The following is a 22,618-nucleotide window of genomic DNA, read 5'->3' on the forward strand; positions in this document are numbered from 1 at the left end:
CGAGAGTCTCCTCGCCGGGCGTCAGCCCAGGGACGCCAGGAATGCCGCATCCAGGGGATCGAGTTCGCGGCCGCTCAGTTGCTCGGCCTGGCGCCAGACGCCGCCCAGGTCTTCGACCATCTCCCGCTTGCCGGTGGCGGTCGCCAGCACGAAGCTCGACGCCTGGAAGTCCTCGACCGCCAGACGACTCGGGCCGAGCACGCGATTGATCAACCTGGCCCGGTAGGCGCGGGCCCGACGGCGCTCATGATGGGCCCGTTCCGGGTCTTCGATATGCGTGCTCCAGTGATCGTCACCGCCGAGGGCACCACAAAGTCCGCACATGGGATCTCCTTGAACGTGGAAACGTGGCCGGGTTAGGGGGTGTCGCTCAGGCACGCGTCGACCGCCAGGGCCGCTCGCAAGAGCGCCTCGTCCTCGCCGTGGGGTGCGCTGAGCTGGATGCTGGTGTATTGGCCCTGTTCGTCGCGCCCGCTAGGCATCGCGATCGCCGGGGAGTCCAACAGGCTGGCCACCATGCTGAGGCGCAGCGTGGCCAGGTTGATCTCGGCAAACCGCTCGGGGTCCGTCTCCAGTGGCGCCAGCAGGGGGGCGACGTGGGCCACGGTCGGGGTGAGTAGCGTCGCGCCCGCCAGGTCCTGGCGAAGGCGCGTCTGGAGTGCCCGGCGCTGACGATACAGCGTCACGACGCTATCCGGGGGCATGTATCGCGCGGCCAGCAGTCGCTGCCGCACGCGGGGATCCATGCGTTCGGCCTCGTCGCGCTCCAGTAGATCCCGGTACTCGGTATAGGCTTCCGCGGCGCCCAACCAGCCGTGACGCTGGATGAGATCCAGTGTGTCGCCGACGCTGCCGATGGGCCGCCTGATCACGTGGAAGCCGGCCCGGGCGAGTCGCTCGGCGCTACCTTCCAGGTTTTGTCGCACGCCTGGCTCGAGGCGTGCGTCGTCGAGGCAGGTCGTGTCGAGCACGATCACCGTCTGCGCGGGGTCCGCCGGCTCTCGCGGCTCGACGGCTTGGCCGCGAAGCAGGTCGTCGATGGCCAGGCAGTCCGGCAGCGACGTCGCGATCGCCCCGATGGTATCGAGACTCGCGGCGAGGGGCGTGACACCCCGGCGATCGTGACGGGCCCGGGACGGACGGTAGGACACCAGGCCGTTGAAGGCGGCGGGAACGCGCAGCGAGCCTGCGGTATCGGTACCGATGGCGGCCGGGACGATACCCTGGGCCACGGCGACCGCCGAGCCCGAGCTCGAGCCGCCGGGCACCCGGGGCTCCGGTCCCGCTGGTGTATGGTGAGGGGTGCCGTAATGCGGGTTCAGGCCCAGGCCGGAGTACGCCAGCTCGGTCAGGTTGGTCTTGCCGAGACACACCAGGCCACCTCCCGTGGCGTGGCGGACCGCCGTGGCGTCGTGAGTGGCGGGCGCCTTGGCGAGTACCCGGCTACCGGCGGTGGTCAGGGTGCCGGTGATATCGAACAGGTCCTTCCAAGCCAGCGGGACCCCGTCGAGAGGGCTCAGCGGGATGCCGAGGCGCTGGCGGTGAGCGGCAGCCTCGGCTTCCGCCAGGGCGCGATCCGGTGTCAACGAGATGAACACCGCGTCGCTGTTCCTGGCCTTCTCCAGACAGTGCTGCGTCAACGTCACCGGGTCGATGTCGCCGGCCTGGAGGGCCTGGCCGATGGCCAGCGCGGTTCGGGGAAGAGAATCCATGGGTTGTCTCCCGGTTGAGCGGGCGTCACCCGGTAACGCCCGCCGATGCTCAGCGATCCTCGCGCTTCAGCGCTGAGGCAGGAATGTCGTCGGTACTCAGGCGCTCGAAACGCCCCTGCTCGGTATAGACCCAGTTGCGCCCCACCGATGTCGCCAGGAAGCGGTCATCGAAATCGGAGACCAGTTCCTGCTGGGGGTAGCGGCGCAGGATCCAGCCCTTCATCAGTACCAGATACACCACGAGCGCGGTTACGAAACCGACGGCATAGGCGTATTCCAGAAACACCAGCGCCATGACGCCGCCCGCCACCCAGGCGATGATGCCGGCGGGGTTGAAGCCGTTGGCAAAGCGGAACTGGCCCTCGGTGTCGAAGAGCGCGGGCACGTTGAGGCGCCGGCGCCGCAGAAGGTAATAGTCCGCCACCATGATGCCGCCGACGGCCGAGAGGATGGCACCGTAGTAACTCAGAAAGGTGAATAGATGATCGAGGATCAGCCAGGGCATGGCGGCGGTACCGATCACCCCGGCGATGACCAGGGCAATCGGGTAGCTGACCCGCGGTGCCCCGGCGTTGACGAAAGTGAGCGCGGCGGGGATCAGGTTGGCGGCGTTGTTGGTGGACCACTGGGCGAGGATCACCATCAGCAGCAATGCGATCAGGGTCAGGCCGCCGCCTTGGCCCTGAATGACCGTGACCGGGTTCCAGTCGCCCGCGGCGATGAAGGAGACCCCGCCGATCAGGGCGATCCAGGCTTGCGTGGCGGGCAGCGCCAGGAACTGAGCGACGAACACGTTGCGGTTGCGGGTGAAGAAATTGCGCTCACCGCCGGGGGTGCGTAGAAAGCGCGTTAGGTTGGGGATGTCCACCGCCAGCGCCGACCAGAACGCCATGTTGGCGAAGAACAGCCCCAGCGCGGCGATATTCTGGTCGCCGACGAAGGTCCAGATATTGATGCCCTGGGTCTTGGCCAGCACGTCGAGGGTGAAATACATCCACACCGAGATGGCCACGATGCAGGGTGCCGCAATGGAGGCCAGCAGCTCCACGGCGCGAATGCCGAGCGCGGTGTTGGCGATCTGCACGACGGCGAACAGGGTGTACCACAGTGCCCAGTTATCGAATCCCCATAGGTATTCGACGATCCCGTTGAGGGCCAGCGCGCCGAGGTAGGTCTGCACGCCGAACCAGATGGCGGCGACGATGCCGCGCGACACCGCTGGCAGGTGGGTGCCCTTGATCCCGAAGGGCGCGCGCAGGTAGACGGCGAAGGAGAGGCCATGTTCGGTGCCGATATCCGCCGTGAGGCTCATGACGACGCCGAGCACCAGATTGGCGAAGAATATGATGGCGACGACGTGCAGCAGCGGCAGGCCGGCGACGCCGCCGGCGCCGAGCTGGAAGGTCGCGATGATCACGGCCATGCCGATCCATAGCCAGATGAAGCCGAAGAAGCCGATGGTGCGCTGGTTGAGCCAGACCGGCAGGATGGCGGCTTCGAGCAGGTGTTGCCGGGCGCCGCCGCCCTCGGCGGTGCTGCGACTGTCGGGGTTGCGTTGTTGATGGGCCACTGCAGCGTTCCTCGAGATGTTGTGTGTTTGTTCTAGGCCGGCACCCGTCGACGGTAAGCCGTCGCGGGTGTCGTGCAGTAATTGCAGTATGAATACAAAGATCATTTTATGCCAAGGGGTGGCGAGGAGGTTTTGCTTCAAGATCTTTCGGATCGCCGTCAACAGGCTGTTTATTGGTGGTTTTCTGATTGGCCATGAATTTACGATGTGAGAAAAATGACGATCGGTTCCATGGGTCGTTTTTCTTGACCTCGAAAGGCCTGGGGGGAAGTGTCAAAATAGGCCGGCGCCCGTGATGGGGCGTTTCGCGCCGAACGTGCCGAGCGCGAGGAACGAGTCGATGACGTCAGGGAGGAGTGGGTGCTGGCCACTGCAGACAGTTCGAGCAAGCGGCAGGAGGGGCGTGCGCCGCGGTATGTCATGATCCAGGAGACGTTGCGCGAGGCCATCCAGGCGCGGCGCCTGCCGTCCAATCAAATTCTGCTCGAGGGCCCCATCGCCCGGCTTTTCGGGACCAGTCGCGGCCCCGTGCGCAAGGCGCTGGAGCTGTTGCACCAGCAGGGGCTGATCAGCCGTTTCGAGGGGCGGGGCTTTCTGGCGACGTCGGACCCGGAGTCGGTGGAGCCGGTACGTGACCCGCTGACGCCCGACATGCTGGGGCTGGGGGGTGGCGAGCAGCCCGTCGTGGATACCCGGTCGGCCGCCGATCGCATTTACCCTCAGGTGGAGGAGGCCGTGGCGACCTGCCTGGCCTTCGGTCATTTTCGCATCATCGAGACCGTGTTGAGCGAACATCACGGGGTCAGTCGTACCGTGGCCAGGGAGGTGCTGGGTCGGTTGCGCAATCAGCGGCTGATCGAAAAGGATCGCCATTCGCACTGGCTGGCCGGTCCGCTGACGGCCCAGGCCGTGGCCGAGGATTATGAGATTCGCGTGTTGCTGGAACCGGCGGCGCTCAAGGTCTCTGGCCCGCTGCTGGATCGCGCCGAGCTGGAGGCGATGCGGGAGGCGGTTCAGCGCCTGATCGACCATCCAGAGCGCCAGAGCGCGGCTGCCATCACGCGGCTGGAGCAGGATCTGCATCAGCGCTGCCTGCGGCTGTATCCCAATCGCAAGGCTCGCGAGATGATCGGTCAAAGCCAACTGCCCGTCATCGTCAACCGTATCTTCTTTCAGACGCTGGGCGTGCCGCCGGACGAGCCGCTGCTGATGGAGCACAAGCTGGTCCTCGATCACCTGCTGTTCGGCGCCTTCGACGCGGCGGCTTCCAGTCTGCAGTCGCATCTTCAGGCGGCGGCCGAGCGTTCCCGTCGTCGGCTGAAGGTGCTGTCGGTCTTCCCCGAGCCCAACCTGCCCCCCTACCTGCTCAAGATCACCTGAGTCTTTCCCTGCTTTTCCGTTTCTCTCCTATGCGTCCCTGAGCGGTGGGGCGTTACGTCGTTGTCGCCTGCCGCAAGTATTAAAATGACCTTTGTGTTCATTTTCTAGAAAATGACTTTCCAAAGAGCGAATTGATACTGCCTGTTCCTGGTCGAGATGGAGCGAAAGATCTATTTGCTGTTGTTTTTTTCGGTATTTATCCAGTTTTTCGGCTAATTAGCCTGATTTATCTAGTTCTATCAGCATTTTTATCTAACAGGAAAGGCCTTCCGGCAAGAAAAGCGAAGAGATGTGCGATAGGGCTGCCTTGACAAGAATGACCTATGTATCCAATCTTCAATAAGTCGGCGGCCCAATGGCTGTCGTCGCCTATACCAGCACACCCCCTCCAAGACTCAACAACGAGGTGTTCGAGATGGCCAAGAAAGAGATCCTCTGCGCGTTTGGCGTCGATGTCGATGCCGTTGCCGGCTGGCTCGGTTCCTATGGTGGCGAGGATTCGCCCGACGATATCTCCCGCGGCCTGTTCGCCGGTGAAGTCGGTGCGCCGCGTCTGCTCAAGCTGTTCGAGCGCTACGACCTCAAGACGACCTGGTTCATTCCTGGTCACAGCATCGAGACCTTTCCGGAGCAGATGAAGGCCGTCGTCGATGCCGGGCACGAGGTCGGTGTCCATGGCTATAGCCACGAAAACCCCATCGCCATGACCCGTGAACAGGAACGCGACGTGCTCGATTACAACATCGAGCTGGTCACCAACCTGTCCGGCAAGCGACCCACCGGTTACGTCGCCCCCTGGTGGGAATTCAGTCCGGTGACCAACGAGCTCCTGCTCGAGCGTGGCATCAAGTATGACCACAGCCTGATGCACGACGATTTCCATCCCTACTACGTACGCGTCGGTGATTCCTGGACCAAGATCGATTACTCCAAGCCCGCCAAGGAGTGGATGAAGCCGCTGGTCCGGGGACAGGAAACCGACTTGATCGAGATTCCCGCCAACTGGTATCTCGACGACCTGCCGCCGATGATGTTCATCAAGAAATCCCCCAACAGCCATGGCTTCGTCAGCCCCCGGCAGCTTGGCGAGATGTGGCAGGACCAGTTCGACTGGGTCTACCGCGAAAACGACTACGCGGTCTTCACCATGACCATCCATCCCGACGTCTCGGGGCGCCCCCAGGTGCTCATGATGCTCGAGCGTCTCATCGAGCACATGCAGAGCCATGAGGGCGTGCGTTTCTGCACGTTCGACGAGATCGCCGACGATTTCGCCAAGCGCAACCCGAGGAAGTAACCCCGTAGTCACTTCCGATTCACCACACAACGACAATCGAAAATGAGGGTGACGTCGATGACCGAGCCAACCTCGAGTGTTTCTTCCCCAGGGCGTCGCGACAGTGCCGATGAGCCCTGGAATAGAGTCATCACCAAGAAACAGATCGGCTATGCCTCGCTGGTCTGCTTCATTGCCTGGGTGGCGTCGGTCTACGACTACACCCTGTTCGGCACCTTGCTGCCCGTCATCGCCGACGATTTCGGCTGGAGTCCTGCCAAGGCCACGGCGGTCAACACCTGGGCGACCATCGGTGTGTTTTTCGTGTCTCTGGTGGTCGGCACCATGCTCGACCACTTCGGGCGCAAGAAGACGTTGATCCTGCTGGTCATCGGCGGAGCGGTCAGTTCCGGTCTGTCAGGGGTCGCCATCGGGGCGGCCTCGCTGGTCATCATCCGGGCCTTTTCCGGCTTCGCGGTTTCCGAAGAGGTAGTCAATGCCGTCTACCTCAACGAGATCTACAAGAAGGCCAAGGGGCGCGGCTTCATGTACAGCCTGGTACAGAGCGGCTGGCCGGTCGGTGCCTTGTGCGCGGCCGGGATGACCTCGTTGCTGCTGCCTGTGGTGGGTTGGCGCGGCAGTTTCTTCGTCGCTGCCTGCGCGTCGATCATCGTCATCGTGATGGCGCTCAAGCTGCCGGAGTCGCCGGTATTCGCGGCGATGAAGGAAGTCGAGCGCCGCCGCAAGTCCGGCGATGCCGAGGGGGCGGCGCAACTGGCCGCCGAGCACGACGTGGTAGTCAATACCGGGAATAATCTGGGCCTGAAAGGCGTGCTGGCGCCGGAGTTGCGTCGCCATACCATCTCCTTGTCGCTGGTCTGGCTGTTCAGCTGGATGGCGATCCAGGTCTTCGCCGTGCTGGGCACGACGGTCCTGGTCGAGGCCAAGGGTGTGAGTTTCGAGAGCTCGCTGTATGTGCTGATCCTGGCCAACGCGGTGGGCTTCGTGGGTTACCTGACCCACGGATGGGTGGGCGACCGCATCGGGCGTCGCAACACGGTACTCATGGGCTTCCTGCTCGGCGGCTTGGCCAGTCTGTTGATGCTGCTCGGCCCGGCCAGCGACGGTTTCGTCTATCTGATGTATGCCATCACGCTGTTCTTCCTGTTGGGCCCCTTCGCCGCCATCCTCTTCTACATGGGCGAGTCCTTCCCGGCCCATGTTCGCGGTACCGGGGCCAACGTGGCGCACGTGATGGCGCCGGTGGGGGCCATCGTGGGCTCGGGGCTGGTATCCCTGCTGTTGACGATGGGGGTCACCATGACCTGGGCGGCCATCCTGGCCGGCTCCCTGCCGTTGCTCCTGAGCGGCCTGCTGATGTTCGGCACCCGTCACGTGGACCATCGCCAGCATGATGCGATCGAGGAGGCCGTGGCATGAATGCACTGAGACGAGATGACGGCCTGGCGGGCAAGGTCGCGATCATTTCCGGCGCGGCCAGCGGGATCGGCCGGGCCCTGGCGGTCAGCTACGCCCGTGCCGGCGTCAATGTGGTGGCAGGCTACTATCCGGGCGATCCTCACGATGTGGCGGAAACCGTCGCGGCGGTGAGGGACGCGGGCGGGGAGTGCCTGCCCGTGGCGCTGGACGTGCGTGACGGCGAACAGTGCGAGGCCTTCGCGCGGGCGGCCACCGACCACTTCGGCCGCCTGGATATCGCCGTGGCGGGTGCCGGCATCCTGCGTCAGGCATCGCTCGAGGACCTCTCGGACGCGGCGTGGGACGACATGCTGTCGGTGGACCTGACCGGAGTGATGCGCGTCTTTCGCGGGGCATCCCGGATGATGACCGGGTCCGGCGCGATGGTCGCCATCTCCTCGATCGCGGGCGGCGTCTATGGCTGGGACGATCACGCCCACTACGCGGCGGCCAAGAGTGGCCTGCTGGGGCTGGTGAGGTCGCTGGCGGTGGAACTCGCGCCCCGCGGGATACGCGTCAATACCTTGATACCCGGCCTGATCGAGACCCCGCAATCGCTCGATCCGGTGAACTCGCTGGGGCCCGATGGCCTGGCCGCCGCCGGCGACATGATCCCGGCGGGTCGGGTGGGGCGTGCCGAGGAAGTCGCGCGCACGGTGCGCTTTCTGACCAGCGACGATGCGTCGTACGTGACGGGGCAGCAATTGATCGTCGATGGCGGGCTGACCGTGCGCTGGCCGAGCTGATCGCCTGACGAGGGAGGCGAGGCCGGCGTCTCGCCTCCCGCTCTCAAGAGACGGGATATTCTCATGACACAAAAACTCCAGGGCCAGGTCGCCCTCGTGGTGGGGGGCGCCAGTGGCATCGGCCGCGCCATCGTCGAGTGCTTCCAGGCCGAAGGCGCCACGGTCGCCGTGGCCGATTTCAATCTCGAGGCCTGTCGCCAATGGGCGCCCAGGCTGGATCCAGGTATCACCCTGCATGCGGTGGATGTGGCCGACGAGGCCTCGGTGCAGGTCATGGTCGATGATGTCCTGAAGGCCCATGGGGCCATCGACGTGCTGGTCAATTGCGCCGGGATCCTGGATGAAACTCCCTTGCTGGAGATGGCCACCGAGACCTTCGATCGCATGATCGGCATCAACTTGCGGGGCGTATTCCTGGTCAGTCGCCAGGTCGCGCCGCACATGGTCGAGCGCAAGCGTGGCCGGATCATCAACATTGCCTCGCAGCTGGCGCTAAAGGGCGGTGTCGGGCTGGCCCACTACTGTTCGGCGAAAGCGGGTGTGCTGGGGCTGACCAAGGCCATGGCACACGAACTGGCGCCCTTCGGGGTGCTGACCAATGCCATTGCCCCCGGCCCGATCCTGACGCCGATGCTGCAGGGCCTGAGCCCGCAATGGATCGCCGACAAGGAGGCCGAACTGCCCCTGGGCCGTTTTGGCAAGGCCGAGGAGGTCGCGCCCACGGCACTGATGCTGGCCGCTTCGCCGGACGGGGATCTCTACGTCGGCCAGACCCTCGGGCCCAACAGCGGCGACGTGATGTAGCCGGTCGGGAAAGCAGCGATGCTCGGTGTGTTGTTCATCAAGTGGTTGTCCACCGCGTTGGTAGTGGTCGGTGTTTCCGCGGCCGTAGCGCGGCTGGGGCCCAGGCTGGGCGGCGTGCTGGCCGGGACTCCCATCGTGCTGGGGCCGGGCTATTTCTTCATGTTGCGTGAGCAGCCGGCGGCTTTCGTCGCCGAGGCGGCCCTGGGATCGCTGCACGCCATGCTGGCGACCCTGACCTTCTGCCTGGGCTACGTGCTGTTGGCCGGCAGGTCTGGTGCGACGGCGAGCGTCGCCCTGGCGGCGCTCATCTGGCTGCCGGTGGCCGCCGCGGCTGCCACCTTGCCGGGAGGTGTGACGCTGGGATCGGCGGTGTTCCTGTTCGCCCTGCTATTGGCGCGGTGGCTGATGCGCTCCCTGGGGCTTTCGCGCGACACGGTGTCGCAAGCGCCGCGCTGGGGCGACTTGCTGATGCGTGGCTCGCTCGCCGGGGTCATCGTTTGCCTGGCCACCGTGGTACTCGATTCCATCTCGCCCGCCGTCTCCGGTGTTGCCCTGAGCTTTCCCATCGGCATGTTGACCATCGCCCTGACACTTCACCAGCGTCACGGGCCCGGCGTAGCCCGCGCCACGATGGCCGATACCCAGCTCGGGATGCTCAGTCTGGTGGCCTTCAGTGCCGTGATGGCGGCCAGTGCCGAGTCACTGCCCCCTGCACTTGCCTTTGTTCTCGCTCTGGTAGCCTCGCTTCTCGTCAGTGGCCTGCTGTGGTTTCTTCCACGATGGCTGCCGATTACCGCTGCCCGGGATGGCCCAGGCGCTCCGTGATGATTGGGCTGACCAATGCCCGGGTAAGCCCATGCTGTCATCGAATCATCGCCGGTCGAGGATCATCCCGAGTTCAACTGGGCTTCGACGATTTCCGGTCGGTCCAGAACGGCTTGCATGATGGCTTCTTCACCCGAGACGAGGTGGGCTTTCATCAGTTCGGCCGCGGTCGTGGCCTGATTGGCTTCCAGTGCTGCGGTGATGTCGGTGTGATCCCGGCTCCAGTGTCTGCCGGGTTGGCCGTAGACCATGCTGACGTAGGCAATGCGCATGTGATCGTCGGAGAGTTCCTCGATCAAGCGGGCGAGTCTGGCGTTGCCTGCGGCGCGTGCGATCGTGCAGTGAAATTCATGATTGGCCTGGGAGAAGGCCACCATCTCGGCGGTATTGCTGCGGTCGTAGCTGGCCCGGCTGCAGCGATGCAGCGTCTCCAGGGCCTCGGTATCGAGCTTGCCTGCGGCAATCCGGCATAGTTCCGGTTCGACCAGCTTGCGAATCTGATAGCTGTCTCGAATGCTGCGGATGGTGATCGGTGCCACGGTGTAGCCCAGCCGACCCTGGTTGACCGTCAGCCCCTGTTGGGTGAGACGCGCCAGGGCGTGGCGAATCGCGGCCTTGCCCATTGCGTAGTGTGCGCTTATCCACGCTTCGGTGATGGTGGCGCCGGGTTTCAGCGTGCAGGAGATGATGTCGCGGCGCAGCGTGTCGAAGGCTTGTGCGTTCAGGCTGGGTTTCTTGGTCATTGCCATTGGAAGGTTCGGTAATGAAGCGCTGCGAAGCCCGGCGTCGGTGTGCCCGGCTTCGCTGCATGATATGTCTCCGGTCACATCAGGGAGAGCAAGACGAAGAGCCCCATGATGGTGGCACCGCAGATCAGTGTCCACATGACGCAGTAGCCCATGATATCGCGCGCTGAGAGGCCGGCCACGCCGAGCAGCGGCAGCGCCCAGAACGGCTGCATCTGGTTGGTCCAGGCATCGCCCCAGGTGAAGGCCATGATGGTCTGCGGAATGTCAGCACCGAGCGTCTGGGCGGCATTCAGCATGATCGGACCCTGGATCGCCCATTGCCCGCCGCCGGAGGGGATGAAAATGTTGATGAGGCCGGCGGAAATGAACGTCAGGATCGGGAAGGTGTGGACATTGGCGATCTCGACGAACCAGCCTGCCATGCTGTCGGCCAGCCCCGAGACCTTGACCATGCCGGCGATCCCCGCGTAAAGCGGAAACTGCATGATGATGCCGCGACACGAGAGTACGCCTTCCTTGACCGCCTTGCCGAAGCTCGCTGGGCTGGGTTGCAGCAGCAGACCGATGGCCAGGAAGATCAGGATGACTAGGTTGAGGCTCAGGGTGAAGCCGAGCTGATGGAAGTTGATCGCCAGATAGCCCAGAGGCAACAGCGCCAGCAGGAGGTTGGGCAGTCGGTAATGCTCCAGCTTCTCGGCCCAGGGCATGCCGCGAGTGTCCACCGGCGCGTTATCGTCATCGAGTGCTTCACCCTTGAATGGCTTGATCTCGCCGTGCGGCTTGACCCGGGTGAAGACGATGTAGAGCAATCCCAGTAGCACCAGGCTCAGGACGATGTTCCACCATGAGTAGAGCGTCTCGGTGATCGGCACCACCCCCACCACGTCCTGCATGAAGTTACCTTCCGACGCCATCAGTAGCGGTATCGAGGCGGTAGTGCCGCGAATGATCTCGCCCGAGTAGGCCGCGGCCACCGCCAGTGGGAAGTGCAGTCCCGCTACCCGCCGCCCCATCTCGCGTGCCAGGAAGGCGCCGACGATCATGCCGAAGCCCCAGTTGATGTAGAAGGTGACCATCGACACCACCGCAATGATGCCCACCGCTTGTGCCGGACTCTTGGGAAAGGCGGCCAGGCGATCGATCATGCGTGCCACTGAGGGTGTCTTGGCGATGACGAAGCCGGTGAGCAGAATCAGACACATCTGCATGGCGAATTTATACAAGTTGGAGAAGCCCTCTCCCCAAGCCTCGAACATGGTGTAGGCGCTCTGGCCTTCGACGGTCATGCCCAGCACGAAGACTACCGCGCTGAGGGCTATGGCCAGCAGCATGGCATTGGGCAGGCAGGTCTGGACGAACCTCAGACAGAGGCGAGTGAGAAACTGCATGACAATCCCCTTTTGGTTGTTGTGGGTCTGCGTGTTGCACGGTGTCTTGTCGGTCGGAACAGGGTCTGGACCTTGGTGGCAACGCTCTCGCCGCTCGTCGTGGCGGATGAGGGCGTCGCTGGTTCAGGTGTGTGCGAGCATGGGGAGTTCGAGGTGTGAGGCGCGTTCGGCGTGCCGGCTGACCTCGATGGTGGGAACGATGCCATCCGGAATGCGTGAGAAGTGGTCGCTATCCGCCAGGGCGATCGCCACCCGCAGGCTGTGGCCGGCCTGGAACAGCCACGAGGTGGGCAGCAGGTCGAAGGTGATCTCGCTGTATTCGCCGGGTGTCAGATAGCGCGCATCGCGCTCGTTGAAACTATGGCTCGGGCCGATGGCAGGAATGTTCTCGGGTCCTGGTGAGAGGCGCCGGTGTAGCGCCCGGAAGATGCCCTCGGTGACGTAGGTCGCACGGCCTTGCTCATCGATGTCCTCGAGATAGACGAACAGCGCGCAATCCTCGCAGTCGCTCTTGAGAAACAGCTTGACCAGCGGATGGCCGGTGAGCTCCATGGGCACGGCGAACGGCTCGGTGGTGTAGCAGAGCATGCGTGCGTCGCGACCGTCCCAGTCGGCGTAGTAGCGTTCGACATTCTGGGCGTACAGCCGGTTGTAGCGCGAGCGATTGCCACTACCGCAGCGGTAGTCGCCGACGTAGCGGTCAGTGGCGTGGTCGTTAGGCGGCGCCTCGGGAGCCAGGCGGTGGTCGGCATGAAAATGGAACCGGTGTGTGACCATCTCGGCCGGTGGCCATTCGTGGGCGGACTTCCAGCGCTCTTCGCCTACCGTGTAGTAGTGCACCGGAGGCTCATCGTCGAGCCCCGTCTCCAGACCCATCAGATGCTGGTCGAAGAAGCGCAGGGTCTCTGCCAGCGCCTTGGTCTGCGGGGCTGGCTCCTCCCGAAAGGGGCTTGAGCCGGTCCGTGCGCCGTGGTCCCAGGCCCCCAGCATCAGTCGCTTGGCAGGATTGCGTTGCCAGTTGAAGCGCAATGCCGCGCCACGCGAGTAATGGCCGTCCATCCAGCCCGAGATGGTGTAGACGGCCGTCTGGGCGTCGGCGTCGCGATTGGCGTAGTGATAGGGGCTGATGATCGCTGAGGTGAAGTCCGGCACGCTGCTCAGGGCGCTATCGCGATAGGGCAGTTGATGGACGAAATCTGCCATATCGAAATTAGCGACGTGGTCCTCCAGCGCCGCGGCCAGCAGTGTGCCGTCGGTGTCTTCGTCCACCGGGGCCGGGCCCTCGAAATGTTCGCCGCGGAAGTAGGGAAAACGAGCGCGATTCTCGGCCTCGTCGTCGTCCAGTGCCTCCATCAGCCGGCCGTACTCCTTGACCAGCCGCCGGCACATCACGCCGCCGGGATAGAGCTGGTTGGACCAGGTGTCCCAGACCGCCGAGTGGGGCACGATTGCCTTGACGGCGGGGTGTGCCCAGGACGCGGTGAAGTCGGCCGCGGCACCGAGATAGGAGATACCGGTGACGCCGATGGCGCCGCTGCACCACGCCTGGCGGCTGATCCACTCGATGATCTCCAGGTAGTCTTCGCGTTCGTTAGGCGAGCGTAGCCCGGTGCGAGCGCCGAAAGAGGCACCGCTGCCGCGGACATCCACAGCGACGAGTGCATAGCCACGCGGCAGTAATAGCGAGCGGAACACGGCGATATTGGGGCAATCCTCGGTGTCGGTGGGAGCCCCGGGCTTGAGTTTCATGCGCCGGTAGTAGGGGGTGAAGAAGGCGATCACCGGAAAGCGCTCACTGGTGGTGGCTTCGGTACCTGGCAGGTGGATGTCGATGGCGAGGCGGACCCCGTCGCGCATGGTCAGATAGTGGGAAACGAGTCGCTCGCCGCTGAATGCGGGATGGCGGCTCTCTTGCCAGGATTCGGGATGAAACGGGGTGATATGCGACACCTCGGGACTCCTTGTTGTTGTGACATCTGATTTATGGAAGGTTGAACGCGTTGTTTTGACATGTCAAAAGATAATTTTTGAAATACATGCGGAAGGTGCACGCCATGGTGGCGTGTCCCCTGATGGGTCTTCTGGCCGGATTTCTGGCGGGCGCGCTCGGTAGCAGTGGAGGTGTCGTCGTAGTGACGCTGCTAGTGGTAGGCGGTCATTGCCTGTGCGGATGGGGCGGAATGCGGTGTCGAGATACAACGTCCGCTCTACGGCCGGTAGGTGCGCTTGGCGCGGGTGATGCTCAGTGCACGAGCGGTTTATCTGAACTGCTTGGAAGAGCGCCCCGGTTACGGCGTCATCAGAGGCGGGAGGTGTGGCTCAGGTCTCTGGAAGTGGATGCCGAAGGTGGCAGACATCGGTTACGTGGCCAGGTGCCTTCCCATATCGTGGCACCTGAAGCTTGCCGATTTCGCGGGGAGATCAGTCTTGTTCGTCATCGTCGTAATGGATGATGGAGAGCAGCTGCAGTGGCACTTCGTGTAGTTTTTCCGGCCCATGAGGGACTGCAGCATCGAAAGCCAAACTGTCGCCGGGGCCCATGTCGTAGAACTGCTCGCCGTGGCGATAGGTCAGGCGACCTTTCAACATGTAGATGAATTCATGGCCTGCGTGGCTGAAGTTGGGGAAGACCTCACTGGCGTCGTCCATGGTAATCAGGAAGGGCTCATAGCGTTTCTTGGGGCCCTGGCGATAGCTCAGCAGCTGGTAGGTATGGCCGACCTCGGTGCCAGTGCGTACCACTTCCATGCCTTCGCCGGCCTTGACCAGCTGGGCGCCGCGCCCGACCTGGTCGTAGTCGCTGAACAGCTTGGAAATCGGCAGGTCGATGGCGTTGCAGAGTCGACTGAGAGTGTCGAGGCTGGTCGAGACCTGGGCGTTCTCGACCTTGCTGATCATGCCCTGACTGAGCCCGGCGATACGGGCCACGTCGGAAATCTTGTACCCCTGGGAGAGGCGTCTCTGCTTCAAGGCCCGGGCGATGTGCTGTTCCAGACGCAGGCGCGTTTCGTTCTTGTCGGTGGTGACGGAGTCACTCATGGAGATGCTGGCCTTGTCGACGGCGTGAGAGTTGCCAATTGTGCCAGAGTCCGGCTGGCGGTGGCACGTGCCACCCCAGCCGTCGGCGTCGGTCGCCATCCGGCTCACCGCCCCTTGGCCGTGAACCTTGGGCCATGAGCCCGGGGCCATGAAACCTGGGCCATGAACCCTGGGCCATGAACCCGGAGCGAGCCTCGCTCAGGCAGCGGCCGGGGCGAGCAGCGCATCGAGGCCCAAGGGGCCGCCGTCGAACTCCTGCATGGCATCGAGGAGTGCCGGCCATAGATAGGCAGCCGATGCGCTGTCCACCAGCAGGTGCAGACAGGGCGTGTCCCCCAGCGCGTCACGGATGACGATGGCATCGGTGCGGGCCACCGAGGTCTGGGCGATATGCCCTTGGCGAAAGACCTCGGCGTCGAGATCGACGCCGCACAGCTTGGCCATCACTGCGGCGCCATCCGCGCCGGTAAGGGCCAGCCAGGCATGGCTGTCCTGACGCGGTAACGGATAACAGCCGGGCGCCGGTGTCGTCCACACTTGCGCCGTCTCGGACACGTGCCGGCCGGCGTCCGCGAGGCTGCCCAGCAGCAGATACTCGGTGGCAGACAGCCGCGCCAAGCGGGTGCCGTCACCCTGAACCAGACAGCGATTGGGCGCCTCGGGCAGGCGATAGCCGCGTTCGGTCAGTGCGGCGGCGGCCTGAGGGCCGCGCAGACCGAAGCGCGGCAGCGCCGAGAGGTCGATCAGCCCGCAGTGGGCCAGACGGTGAGCTTCGTCGCTGGTGTCGGCGAAGCGCGCCGGCGTCCTGGCGTCGCCCAGCGGCATCCACTCGACTCCGGGCCGCTCGGCGTGGAGAGCGTTGAGCGGAAGGCGCGAAAGACTCGCGGTCGCGTTTTGTGTGGTCATCTCAGAGCTCCTGGCGAGTATTGTCGGGGTCGAAGAAGGGCAGGGCGACCACCTCGGCGGCGATCTCCTGACCGCCGTCGACGCGCAGCGTGATCTGGCTGCCGGGCGCGGCTTTCTCCGGCGCGGCGTAGGCCAGGCCGATGATCGCCTCGAGAGTGGGCGAATATTCGCAGGAGGTGATATTGCCGGTAATGGTCTCGCCCTCCAGCACCAGTTGCCCCTCTCTTGGCTTGGCGCTGGACGCCGGCAGCCGGAAGCCGACCAGCCGGCGTTTCGGCGGTTGAGCGGCGAGGATGTCCACGGCGCGGCGGCCGACGAAGAACGGCTTCTTGCGATTGACCGCCCAGCCCAGGCCGACCTCTTCCGGATGGCTCATGCCGTCGGTGTCCTGACCGATGATCACGTGGCCCTTCTCCAGGCGCAGCAGGCGCTGGGCCTCGACGCCGAACGGCCGCAGGCCGTCCGCGGCGCCGGCTTCCATCAGCCGGTCCCAGAGGGCCTCGCCGTAGCGCGCGGGCACATGGATCTCGTAGCCCAGTTCGCCGACGAAGCCGACCCGCAGCAGGCGTGCCGGGATACCGGCGACATGGCCGGTGCGCAGCTCCAAATAGGGGAAGGCCGCGGCGGTGAGGTCGACATCATCACACAGTTTTTCGAGCACCCGGCGCGACAGCGGCCCGGCAATGTTGACGGCGGCGAACGCCGAGGTGACGTTGGCGATATCCACCTCCAGGCGCCACTGGGCGTTCCATTGCAGCATGCTGCGATGGACGTTGGCCACGCCACTGGTGGTGGCGGTGACGTAAAAGTGATCCTCGGCCAGGCGGCATGACACACCGTCGTCGATGACCACGCCCTGTTCGCTGGTCATCGCCGCGTAGCGAGTACGTCCCACCGGCTGCTTGAGGAAGCCGAAGGTGTAGAGCCGGTTGATGAACTCGGCGGCATCCGGGCCGCGGATCTCGAGCCCGCCGAGCGTCGAGACGTCGATCATGCCGACCTTCTCGCGCACGTGGCGCGCTTCCTCCTGCATGCAGCGATCCCGCTCCAGGCTGCCGTCGGTGGCGGGATAGTAAGCGGGACGACGCCAGTGGCCGGCCGGCATCATGCGCGCACCCAGTGCCTCATGGCGACGGTGTATCGGCGTCAGGCGGAAGGGGTCGAAGCCGCGCCCGGCGAGATGGCCGAGTGTCTCGGCGGTGAACGGCGGCCGGGCGGTGGTCACCCCGGTCTCGCTGACGCTGCGGTCGGTGGCCTGGGCGACCAGTCGGGCGGTGGGCAGTGCCGAGTGGCGTCCCTGGGAGGGCCCCATGCCCACCGTCGAGAAGCGTTTGACCAGCTGCACATCGCGATAGCCGTGGCGGGTGGCGTTGAGGATGTCCTCGACCTGCAGGTCTTCGTCGAAGTCGACGAAGGCCTTGCCCTTGGGGTGCGGGAAGATCGGCCAGGGATGATTGACCCGCCGCGGGGCTCGCGCAGCGCTCTCCGGCATTGGCGCATCATGGCCCAGTGCGCGCAGCGCCTCGCTGGCGGCGCGTACGCCATCCTCGCCGACACTGTCGAGGTCGTGCCGCCCGTTGACCGAACCGGCGATGTGCAGATGGGCGGGCAGGTTGCTGATCGAGAATTCGGCGACCTCGTCGTCGTAGCGCAGCTGGCCACCGGCCTGACACAGCAGTTGGTAGACCGGCATGTAGCCGGCGGTCATGCACACCAGATCGCAGTCGAGTCGCTGACCCTGGTCGGCCACTTCGCCGGTGCCGACGATGCGTCGCAGTTCGACGCCGGTCACCCGATGCAGTGACTTGTCGTGCAGGGCCTCAAAGACCGTATGCCCGGCATGCAGGGGAATGCCCGCCGCCGCGACGGCCTGAGTGAGTGCCGGGTCCTCGGATGAGGGGCGCATGTCGGCCAGGGCGGCCACCTCGACCCCCTGCTCTTGAAGGTCCAACGCTGCCAGGTAGCCATCGTCGTTGCCGGTCAGCACCACCGCGCGCTGGCCTGGCTTGACCGCATAGTGGCGCATGAGGCGCTGGGCGGCGCTGGCCAGCATGACACCCGGTAGGTCGTTGTTACGGAAGATCGCGGGCTGATCGAAGCTGCCCGAGGCGATGATGCACTCTTTCGCTCGCACCTTGAACATCCGACGTCCCTGGATCACCGGTAGATAGTTATCGGTGAACCAGCCGTTGCAAGTGGCGTCGCACATGACCTGGATGTTGGGATGATCCGTTACCGCGGTGACCAGCTCGTCGCGCAGGCGTTCGCCGCGACTGCCGTCGATATCGAAGCGCGCATAGGTCAGTGAGCCGCCGAGCTGCGGCTGCTGTTCGACCAGCAGCACCCGGGCTCCGCCAAGGGCCGCGGTGAGCGCGGCGCGCAGGCCGGCCGGGCCACCGCCCACCACCATCACCTCGGTGAACAGATAGGCCTTGTCGTGATAACCGCCGCGGGCGTCGAGATCGAAACGTCCCAGGCCCGCCTTGCGGCGGATCAACGGCTCCCAGCGCTTCCAGGCGCCCTTGGGCTTGTAGAAGGCGCGGTAATAGAAGCCCACCGGCATGAAGCGGGAGAACTTGCCGAGCTTCATGTCGCGGTCGTGATCGAGACTGCCGTTGTAGTTCTGCCCCTCGATCGCCAGGCCATCCTCGAGGCGGCGTTCGTCGGCCAGCACGTTGGGCTCGTCGGGCAGTTGCACGAGGGTGTTGGCATCCTGGCCAGCCATGGTCAGCGCGCCGCGCGGCCGGTGATACTTGAACGAGCGCGATAGCACCAGGCGCCCGTGAGCGGCCAGCGCGCTGGCGATGGAGTCGCCGGCGAAGCCGCGATAGGTCTCGCCCTCGAAGGTGAAGCGGACCGGGCGTTCGCGGTCGATCAGGCTGCCCAGCGGGGCGGGGAGACGTGACGCGGTAGCCTCGGCGGCGTCAGCCAGGGGTTCGTAACGGCTCATGAGGCGCTCTCCTGGTGGGCAAATTCGACGCGCTGGTGAAACCGCTCGCCGGGATCGAAGGTTCTCAGCACCGTGTCGGTGAGCCGGTTGCGCTCGGCCAGGAACCAGTAGCCGCTGGCGCCGTGGAACCACCACTCGGTGACCACCTCGGGCAGGTTGTCGTGATAGAAGACGTAGTCGGCCCACTCGCGATCGCTGCAGGTCGCCGGATCGGGCATCGTCTTCAACTCCCCGCCGTAGCTGAATTCACTGATGTTGCGTGGCCCGTTGAGCGGGCAATGGAGGATCTTCATGGTGTGCTGCCCCCGTTCGGTCTGCGTTGAAGAGTCAGTGACTGGCGGCCGTGGCGCCCATCTCGTTGACCTGCTGGAAGTTGGCGAAACGCGCCAGATGGAACGGGCGAATCAGCTCGGGCACCTTGCCGCCCGTGGCGATCAGTTCCGCCATGGTCTGGCCGCAGATCGGCGTGGCCTTGAAACCCCAGGTGCCCCAGCCGGCGTCGAGGTAGTAGTTCTCTACGGGGCTCTCGCCCATGATCGGGCTGTAGTCCGGGGTCATGTCGGTGATCCCGCCCCACTGGCGCATCAGCTTGGCCTTGGCCAGGAAGGGGAACATCTCGATGGCGCTGGCGATCAGGCTCTCTTTCAGCTCCAGCGTCGAGCGGGTGGCGTAGAGCGGATAGGGGTCAGAGCCGCCGCCGAAGACCATTTCGCCACGGCTGGTCTGCTGCACATAGCAGTGCAGCGCCGAGGAGCTGACCAGCGGGTCGAGGAACGGCTTGACCGGCTGGGTGACCATGGCCTGCAGCGGGTAGGAGACGATCGGCAGGCGAAAGCCGGCCTTGGCGGCCAGCACCGAGCTGTGGCCGGCCACGGCCTGCACCGCGCAGCCGCAGCGCACCGTGCCGCGGTTGGTCTTGACCCCGGTGAGGCGCCCGCCCTCGATGATCAGGTCTTCGACCTCGGTCAACTGATGGATCTCCACGCCGCGCTTGGCCGCTTCCTTGGCGTAGCCCCAGGCCACGGCGTCGTGACGCGCGGTGGCGCCGTCCCGGTGCCAGAGACCTTCGAGCACCGGCAGATGCCCCGGGTCGAGGTTGAGCGTCGGCACCAGCTCGGCGATCTGTTGGCGGTCGATCATCTCCGTGCGCCCACCGAAGTGCTTGTTGACCTCGGCGCGCTGGCGGAAGGCGCGCACCGTGGCATCGGTGTGGGCCAGGGTGAGCTGGCCGCGCTCGGAATACATGATGTTGAAGTCGAACTCGTTGGAGAGGTTCTGAAACAGCTTCACCGACGCGGCATAGAAGCGGACCCCTTCCGAGGTCAGATAGTTGGAGCGGATCACCGCGGTGTTGCGCGCGGTGTTGCCGCCGCCGAGATAGGCCTTCTCCAGCACCGCGACCTTGGTGATGCCGTGGTACTTGGCCAGATAGTAGGCGATGGCGAGGCCGTGCCCGCCGCCGCCGATGATCACCACGTCGTAGCTGGCGGCGAGTTCCTTGGGCGGTGGCAGGTCCTGTTCGGCGGGATAGTCGGACGACAGGCCGTACTTGAGTAGGGCGAAAGGCATGGGACCCCCTGAGAGTCGTTCAGGCTGGCAGCGCGCTAGCGGCTGCCTGGCACTGTTGGCGGGTGGCGGTGACGGTGTTCTGCATCAGGTAGGCGATGGTCATCGGTCCGACACCGCCGGGCACCGGGGTGACGGCGGCGGCCACCTGGCTGGCGGCGGCGAAGTCGACGTCACCGACCAGGCGCGTGCGGCGTTCGCCGTCGATCTCGCACTCGATGCGGTTGATGCCCACGTCGATGACCACGGCGCCGGGCTTGAGCCAGTGGGCATCGACCATCTCGGGGCGACCCACGGCGGCGATGACGATATCGGCCTGACGGCATAGCGTGGCGGCGTCGCGGCTCTTCGAATGCAGCAGCGACACCGTGCAGTCGGCGTCGAGCAACAGTGCCGCCATGGGCTTGCCGACGATGTTGGAGCGGCCGATCACCACGGCGTGCTTGCCGGCCAGCTCGCCGCAGGTGTCCTTCAGCAGGCGCAGGCAGCCGGTGGGCGTGCAGGGGGCCAGGGAGGGCAGCCCTTGCCAGAGCCCGCCGGCGTTCTGGCGGTGGAAGCCGTCGACGTCCTTGGCCGGCAGGATGGCCTGGATCACCGATGCCTCGTCGATATGCGCCGGCAGCGGCAACTGCACCAGGATGCCGTTGACCTCGGGGTCGTCGTTGAGTCGGGCGATCAGCGCGAGCAGTTCCGCCTGGGGCAGGGTGGCGTCGAAGCGGTATTCCAGCGAGCGAATGCCGACCGCTTCCGCCTTGCGGATCTTGTTGCGGACATACACCTGGCTGGCGGCATCCTCGCCCACCAGCACCACCGCCAGGGCTGGCACGATGTCGGCCTCGGCGAGTCGCGCGACGTCGGCGGCGACCTCGGTGAGCACCCGTTCGGCGCAGGCCTTGCCGTCGATACGCATCGCCGGAAGCGTGTGGGTAGTCTCTGTGCTCATCGGAAGATCACCGTCTTGTTCTGATCGAGGAAGACACGATGTTCGAGGTGGTACTTGACCGCCTGGGATAGGGCGACGGTCTCGGTATTGCGGCCGACCGCGACTAGGTCCTCGGGACGATAGGTGTGATCGACGCGCTGGACCTCCTGCTCGATGATCGGGCCCTCGTCGAGGTCCGAGGTCACGTAGTGGGCGGTGGCGCCGATCAGCTTGACCCCGCGTTCATGGGCCTGGTGATAAGGTTTGGCGCCCTTGAAGCCGGGTAGAAAGGAGTGGTGGATGTTGATCGCGCGGCCAGAGAGTTTCTGGCATAGATCGTCGGAGAGAATCTGCATGTAGCGCGCCAGCACCACCAGCTCGGTACCCGTCTCCTCGACGATCTCCATCAGCGCGTCTTCCTGGCGCGCCTTGGTCTCCGGCGTGACCGGCAGATAGACGAAGCGGATCCCTTCGCGCTCGGCCATCGGGCGCAGATCGAGATGATTGGAGACGATGGCGGTGATCTCCATGTCCAGCTCGCCCTTGCGCCGGCGATACATCAGGTCGCCGAGGCAGTGGTCGTACTTGCTGACCATCAGCAGCACGCGCATGGGCTGGGCGTCGTGGCGGAAATCCCACTCCATGTCGAAGTCCTTGGCGACGCCTGCGAAGTCGCGCTTGAGGGTATCGATATCGCCTTTCACGCCCGCGTTGAAGCGGAACTTGGCGCGCAGGAAGAAGCGGCCGATCTGTTCGTCATCGTATTGGGCGAGTTCGCTGATATAGCACTGGCCCTCGGTCAGAAAACAGGTCACGGCGGCGACGATGCCGGAGGTGGCGGGGCAAGAGATCTTGATGATGTAGCTGTCGTCTGTCGAAGCCATGCGGTGCGTTCCTCTTGGCGTAGGCGGGGCGTGGCCTGGGTGTCGGTATCGACGCCCAGGCAGTGGATATCGGGTTCGGCCCTTGGCGATGCGCTCGCGTGTCGCGTGAGTATCGAGAGGCTCACCGGGGCAGATGATGCGTCAAGCATGTTTTCCTGAAAAGAAAAAAACATTCCTTTTAGTCAAGCAACAAGCTTGCCAGTTTCCCGTGACACCTCGTTTCCCGTGCTCTGATACAGCGTTTTATTCCTTTTTTAACAAGGGCTTGAAGTTTTGCTGCGACGAGCGTGGCGGCAGGGGACGAGCCCGGGGAACGATCCAAGGCGTCGCGTCTTGTTCGAAAACGGTGCGTCGGAGGCGCTACTTGCACCGTCTGGGGGCGATGGCGGCGGATAGGACAGACTGACGAGGTGGGCGGCGGC

Annotated in this window: 19 protein-coding genes; 6 read left to right on the top strand and 13 right to left on the bottom strand. The window is 64.7% G+C overall.

Annotated features, from left to right (window positions below):
- Window positions 1-21: 21 nt before the first annotated feature.
- The 3 genes from QO259_RS04515 to QO259_RS04525 are packed head-to-tail and all read right to left on the bottom strand — an operon-like array spanning window position 22 to window position 3,282.
- Window positions 22-324, bottom strand: coding sequence for a hypothetical protein (locus QO259_RS04515; protein WP_224418001.1), 303 nt, complete (start codon window positions 322-324; stop codon window positions 22-24).
- Window positions 325-356: 32 nt separating this feature from the next.
- Window positions 357-1,712 carry an amidase family protein gene (locus QO259_RS04520; protein WP_285951972.1) on the bottom strand — a complete coding sequence of 452 codons (1,356 nt, stop codon included), beginning with the start codon at window positions 1,710-1,712 and terminating at the stop codon, window positions 357-359.
- A 49-nt stretch (window positions 1,713-1,761) separates the two neighbouring features.
- Window positions 1,762-3,282 carry an NCS1 family transporter gene (locus QO259_RS04525; protein WP_285951973.1) on the bottom strand — a complete coding sequence of 507 codons (1,521 nt, stop codon included), beginning with the start codon at window positions 3,280-3,282 and terminating at the stop codon, window positions 1,762-1,764.
- 360 nt (window positions 3,283-3,642) lie between these two features.
- Between QO259_RS04525 and QO259_RS04530 the strand changes: the two genes are divergently transcribed.
- From QO259_RS04530 to QO259_RS04555, 6 genes are all read left to right on the top strand, one after another.
- Window positions 3,643-4,662, top strand: coding sequence for a GntR family transcriptional regulator (locus tag QO259_RS04530; RefSeq protein WP_285951974.1), 1,020 nt, complete (start codon window positions 3,643-3,645; stop codon window positions 4,660-4,662).
- A 415-nt stretch (window positions 4,663-5,077) separates the two neighbouring features.
- Window positions 5,078-5,959: a polysaccharide deacetylase family protein gene (locus QO259_RS04535; protein ID WP_285951975.1), complete on the top strand. Its 882-nt coding sequence runs from the start codon at window positions 5,078-5,080 to the stop codon at window positions 5,957-5,959.
- 57 nt (window positions 5,960-6,016) lie between these two features.
- Entirely contained in the window at window positions 6,017-7,378 is a 1,362-nt protein-coding gene (locus QO259_RS04540; protein WP_285951976.1) for an MFS transporter, read from the top strand.
- Entirely contained in the window at window positions 7,375-8,163 is a 789-nt protein-coding gene (locus QO259_RS04545) for an SDR family NAD(P)-dependent oxidoreductase (protein WP_285951977.1), read from the top strand. The genes QO259_RS04540 and QO259_RS04545 overlap by 4 nt, the downstream gene beginning before the upstream one ends.
- Before the next feature lie 63 nt (window positions 8,164-8,226).
- On the top strand, window positions 8,227-8,967 hold the full coding sequence (locus QO259_RS04550) for an SDR family NAD(P)-dependent oxidoreductase (protein WP_285951978.1): 741 nt from the start codon (window positions 8,227-8,229) through the stop codon (window positions 8,965-8,967).
- Between the two features lie 18 nt (window positions 8,968-8,985).
- Window positions 8,986-9,792 (top strand): hypothetical protein, encoded by an 807-nt coding sequence (locus tag QO259_RS04555; protein WP_285951979.1) that lies wholly within the window; start codon window positions 8,986-8,988, stop codon window positions 9,790-9,792.
- A 62-nt stretch (window positions 9,793-9,854) separates the two neighbouring features.
- Here QO259_RS04555 and QO259_RS04560 read toward each other — a convergent pair whose 3' ends face one another.
- From QO259_RS04560 to purU, 10 genes are all read right to left on the bottom strand, one after another.
- Complete coding sequence (locus tag QO259_RS04560) at window positions 9,855-10,541, bottom strand: GntR family transcriptional regulator (protein ID WP_285951980.1); 687 nt, start codon at window positions 10,539-10,541, stop codon at window positions 9,855-9,857.
- 74 nt (window positions 10,542-10,615) lie between these two features.
- Window positions 10,616-11,929: a short-chain fatty acid transporter gene (locus QO259_RS04565; RefSeq protein WP_207035038.1), complete on the bottom strand. Its 1,314-nt coding sequence runs from the start codon at window positions 11,927-11,929 to the stop codon at window positions 10,616-10,618.
- A 123-nt stretch (window positions 11,930-12,052) separates the two neighbouring features.
- Window positions 12,053-13,879, bottom strand: coding sequence for a CocE/NonD family hydrolase (locus QO259_RS04570; protein WP_285951981.1), 1,827 nt, complete (start codon window positions 13,877-13,879; stop codon window positions 12,053-12,055).
- Between the two features lie 471 nt (window positions 13,880-14,350).
- Window positions 14,351-14,968, bottom strand: a complete 618-nt coding sequence (locus QO259_RS04575) for a helix-turn-helix domain-containing protein (RefSeq protein WP_207035034.1) — start codon at window positions 14,966-14,968, stop codon at window positions 14,351-14,353.
- A 198-nt stretch (window positions 14,969-15,166) separates the two neighbouring features.
- On the bottom strand, window positions 15,167-15,874 hold the full coding sequence (locus QO259_RS04580) for a hypothetical protein (protein ID WP_285951982.1): 708 nt from the start codon (window positions 15,872-15,874) through the stop codon (window positions 15,167-15,169).
- Window position 15,875: 1 nt separating this feature from the next.
- Complete coding sequence (locus tag QO259_RS04585; RefSeq protein WP_285951983.1) at window positions 15,876-18,824, bottom strand: 2Fe-2S iron-sulfur cluster-binding protein; 2,949 nt, start codon at window positions 18,822-18,824, stop codon at window positions 15,876-15,878.
- Window positions 18,821-19,117 carry a sarcosine oxidase subunit delta gene (locus tag QO259_RS04590; protein ID WP_207035028.1) on the bottom strand — a complete coding sequence of 99 codons (297 nt, stop codon included), beginning with the start codon at window positions 19,115-19,117 and terminating at the stop codon, window positions 18,821-18,823. The genes QO259_RS04585 and QO259_RS04590 overlap by 4 nt, the downstream gene beginning before the upstream one ends.
- 34 nt (window positions 19,118-19,151) lie before the next feature.
- Window positions 19,152-20,393 (bottom strand): FAD-dependent oxidoreductase, encoded by a 1,242-nt coding sequence (locus tag QO259_RS04595; protein WP_285951984.1) that lies wholly within the window; start codon window positions 20,391-20,393, stop codon window positions 19,152-19,154.
- A 19-nt stretch (window positions 20,394-20,412) separates the two neighbouring features.
- Window positions 20,413-21,333: a bifunctional methylenetetrahydrofolate dehydrogenase/methenyltetrahydrofolate cyclohydrolase FolD gene (gene folD / locus QO259_RS04600; RefSeq protein WP_233076672.1), complete on the bottom strand. Its 921-nt coding sequence runs from the start codon at window positions 21,331-21,333 to the stop codon at window positions 20,413-20,415.
- Window positions 21,330-22,196 carry a formyltetrahydrofolate deformylase gene (gene purU / locus QO259_RS04605; RefSeq protein ID WP_207035024.1) on the bottom strand — a complete coding sequence of 289 codons (867 nt, stop codon included), beginning with the start codon at window positions 22,194-22,196 and terminating at the stop codon, window positions 21,330-21,332. Before purU ends, folD begins: the two co-directional genes overlap by 4 nt.
- Window positions 22,197-22,618: the final 422 nt, after the last annotated feature.

Source organism: Salinicola sp. JS01 (assembly GCF_030284585.1).
Classification (GTDB): Bacteria; Pseudomonadota; Gammaproteobacteria; order Pseudomonadales; family Halomonadaceae; genus Salinicola.

What these genes read in the sequence shown, in the direction of transcription:
- QO259_RS04515 (WP_224418001.1), bottom strand. Translation starts at nt 324, where the DNA reads ATGTGCGGACTTTGTGGTGCCCTCGGCGGTGACGATCACTGGAGCACG.
- QO259_RS04520 (WP_285951972.1), bottom strand. Translation starts at nt 1,712, where the DNA reads ATGGATTCTCTTCCCCGAACCGCGCTGGCCATCGGCCAGGCCCTCCAG.
- QO259_RS04535 (WP_285951975.1), top strand. Translation starts at nt 5,078, where the DNA reads ATGGCCAAGAAAGAGATCCTCTGCGCGTTTGGCGTCGATGTCGATGCC.
- QO259_RS04540 (WP_285951976.1), top strand. Translation starts at nt 6,017, where the DNA reads ATGACCGAGCCAACCTCGAGTGTTTCTTCCCCAGGGCGTCGCGACAGT.
- QO259_RS04545 (WP_285951977.1), top strand. Translation starts at nt 7,375, where the DNA reads ATGAATGCACTGAGACGAGATGACGGCCTGGCGGGCAAGGTCGCGATC.
- QO259_RS04550 (WP_285951978.1), top strand. Translation starts at nt 8,227, where the DNA reads ATGACACAAAAACTCCAGGGCCAGGTCGCCCTCGTGGTGGGGGGCGCC.
- QO259_RS04555 (WP_285951979.1), top strand. Translation starts at nt 8,986, where the DNA reads ATGCTCGGTGTGTTGTTCATCAAGTGGTTGTCCACCGCGTTGGTAGTG.
- QO259_RS04560 (WP_285951980.1), bottom strand. Translation starts at nt 10,541, where the DNA reads ATGGCAATGACCAAGAAACCCAGCCTGAACGCACAAGCCTTCGACACG.
- QO259_RS04565 (WP_207035038.1), bottom strand. Translation starts at nt 11,929, where the DNA reads ATGCAGTTTCTCACTCGCCTCTGTCTGAGGTTCGTCCAGACCTGCCTG.
- QO259_RS04575 (WP_207035034.1), bottom strand. Translation starts at nt 14,968, where the DNA reads ATGAGTGACTCCGTCACCACCGACAAGAACGAAACGCGCCTGCGTCTG.
- QO259_RS04580 (WP_285951982.1), bottom strand. Translation starts at nt 15,874, where the DNA reads ATGACCACACAAAACGCGACCGCGAGTCTTTCGCGCCTTCCGCTCAAC.
- QO259_RS04585 (WP_285951983.1), bottom strand. Translation starts at nt 18,824, where the DNA reads ATGAGCCGTTACGAACCCCTGGCTGACGCCGCCGAGGCTACCGCGTCA.
- QO259_RS04590 (WP_207035028.1), bottom strand. Translation starts at nt 19,117, where the DNA reads ATGAAGATCCTCCATTGCCCGCTCAACGGGCCACGCAACATCAGTGAA.
- QO259_RS04595 (WP_285951984.1), bottom strand. Translation starts at nt 20,393, where the DNA reads ATGCCTTTCGCCCTACTCAAGTACGGCCTGTCGTCCGACTATCCCGCC.
- folD (WP_233076672.1), bottom strand. Translation starts at nt 21,333, where the DNA reads ATGAGCACAGAGACTACCCACACGCTTCCGGCGATGCGTATCGACGGC.
- purU (WP_207035024.1), bottom strand. Translation starts at nt 22,196, where the DNA reads ATGGCTTCGACAGACGACAGCTACATCATCAAGATCTCTTGCCCCGCC.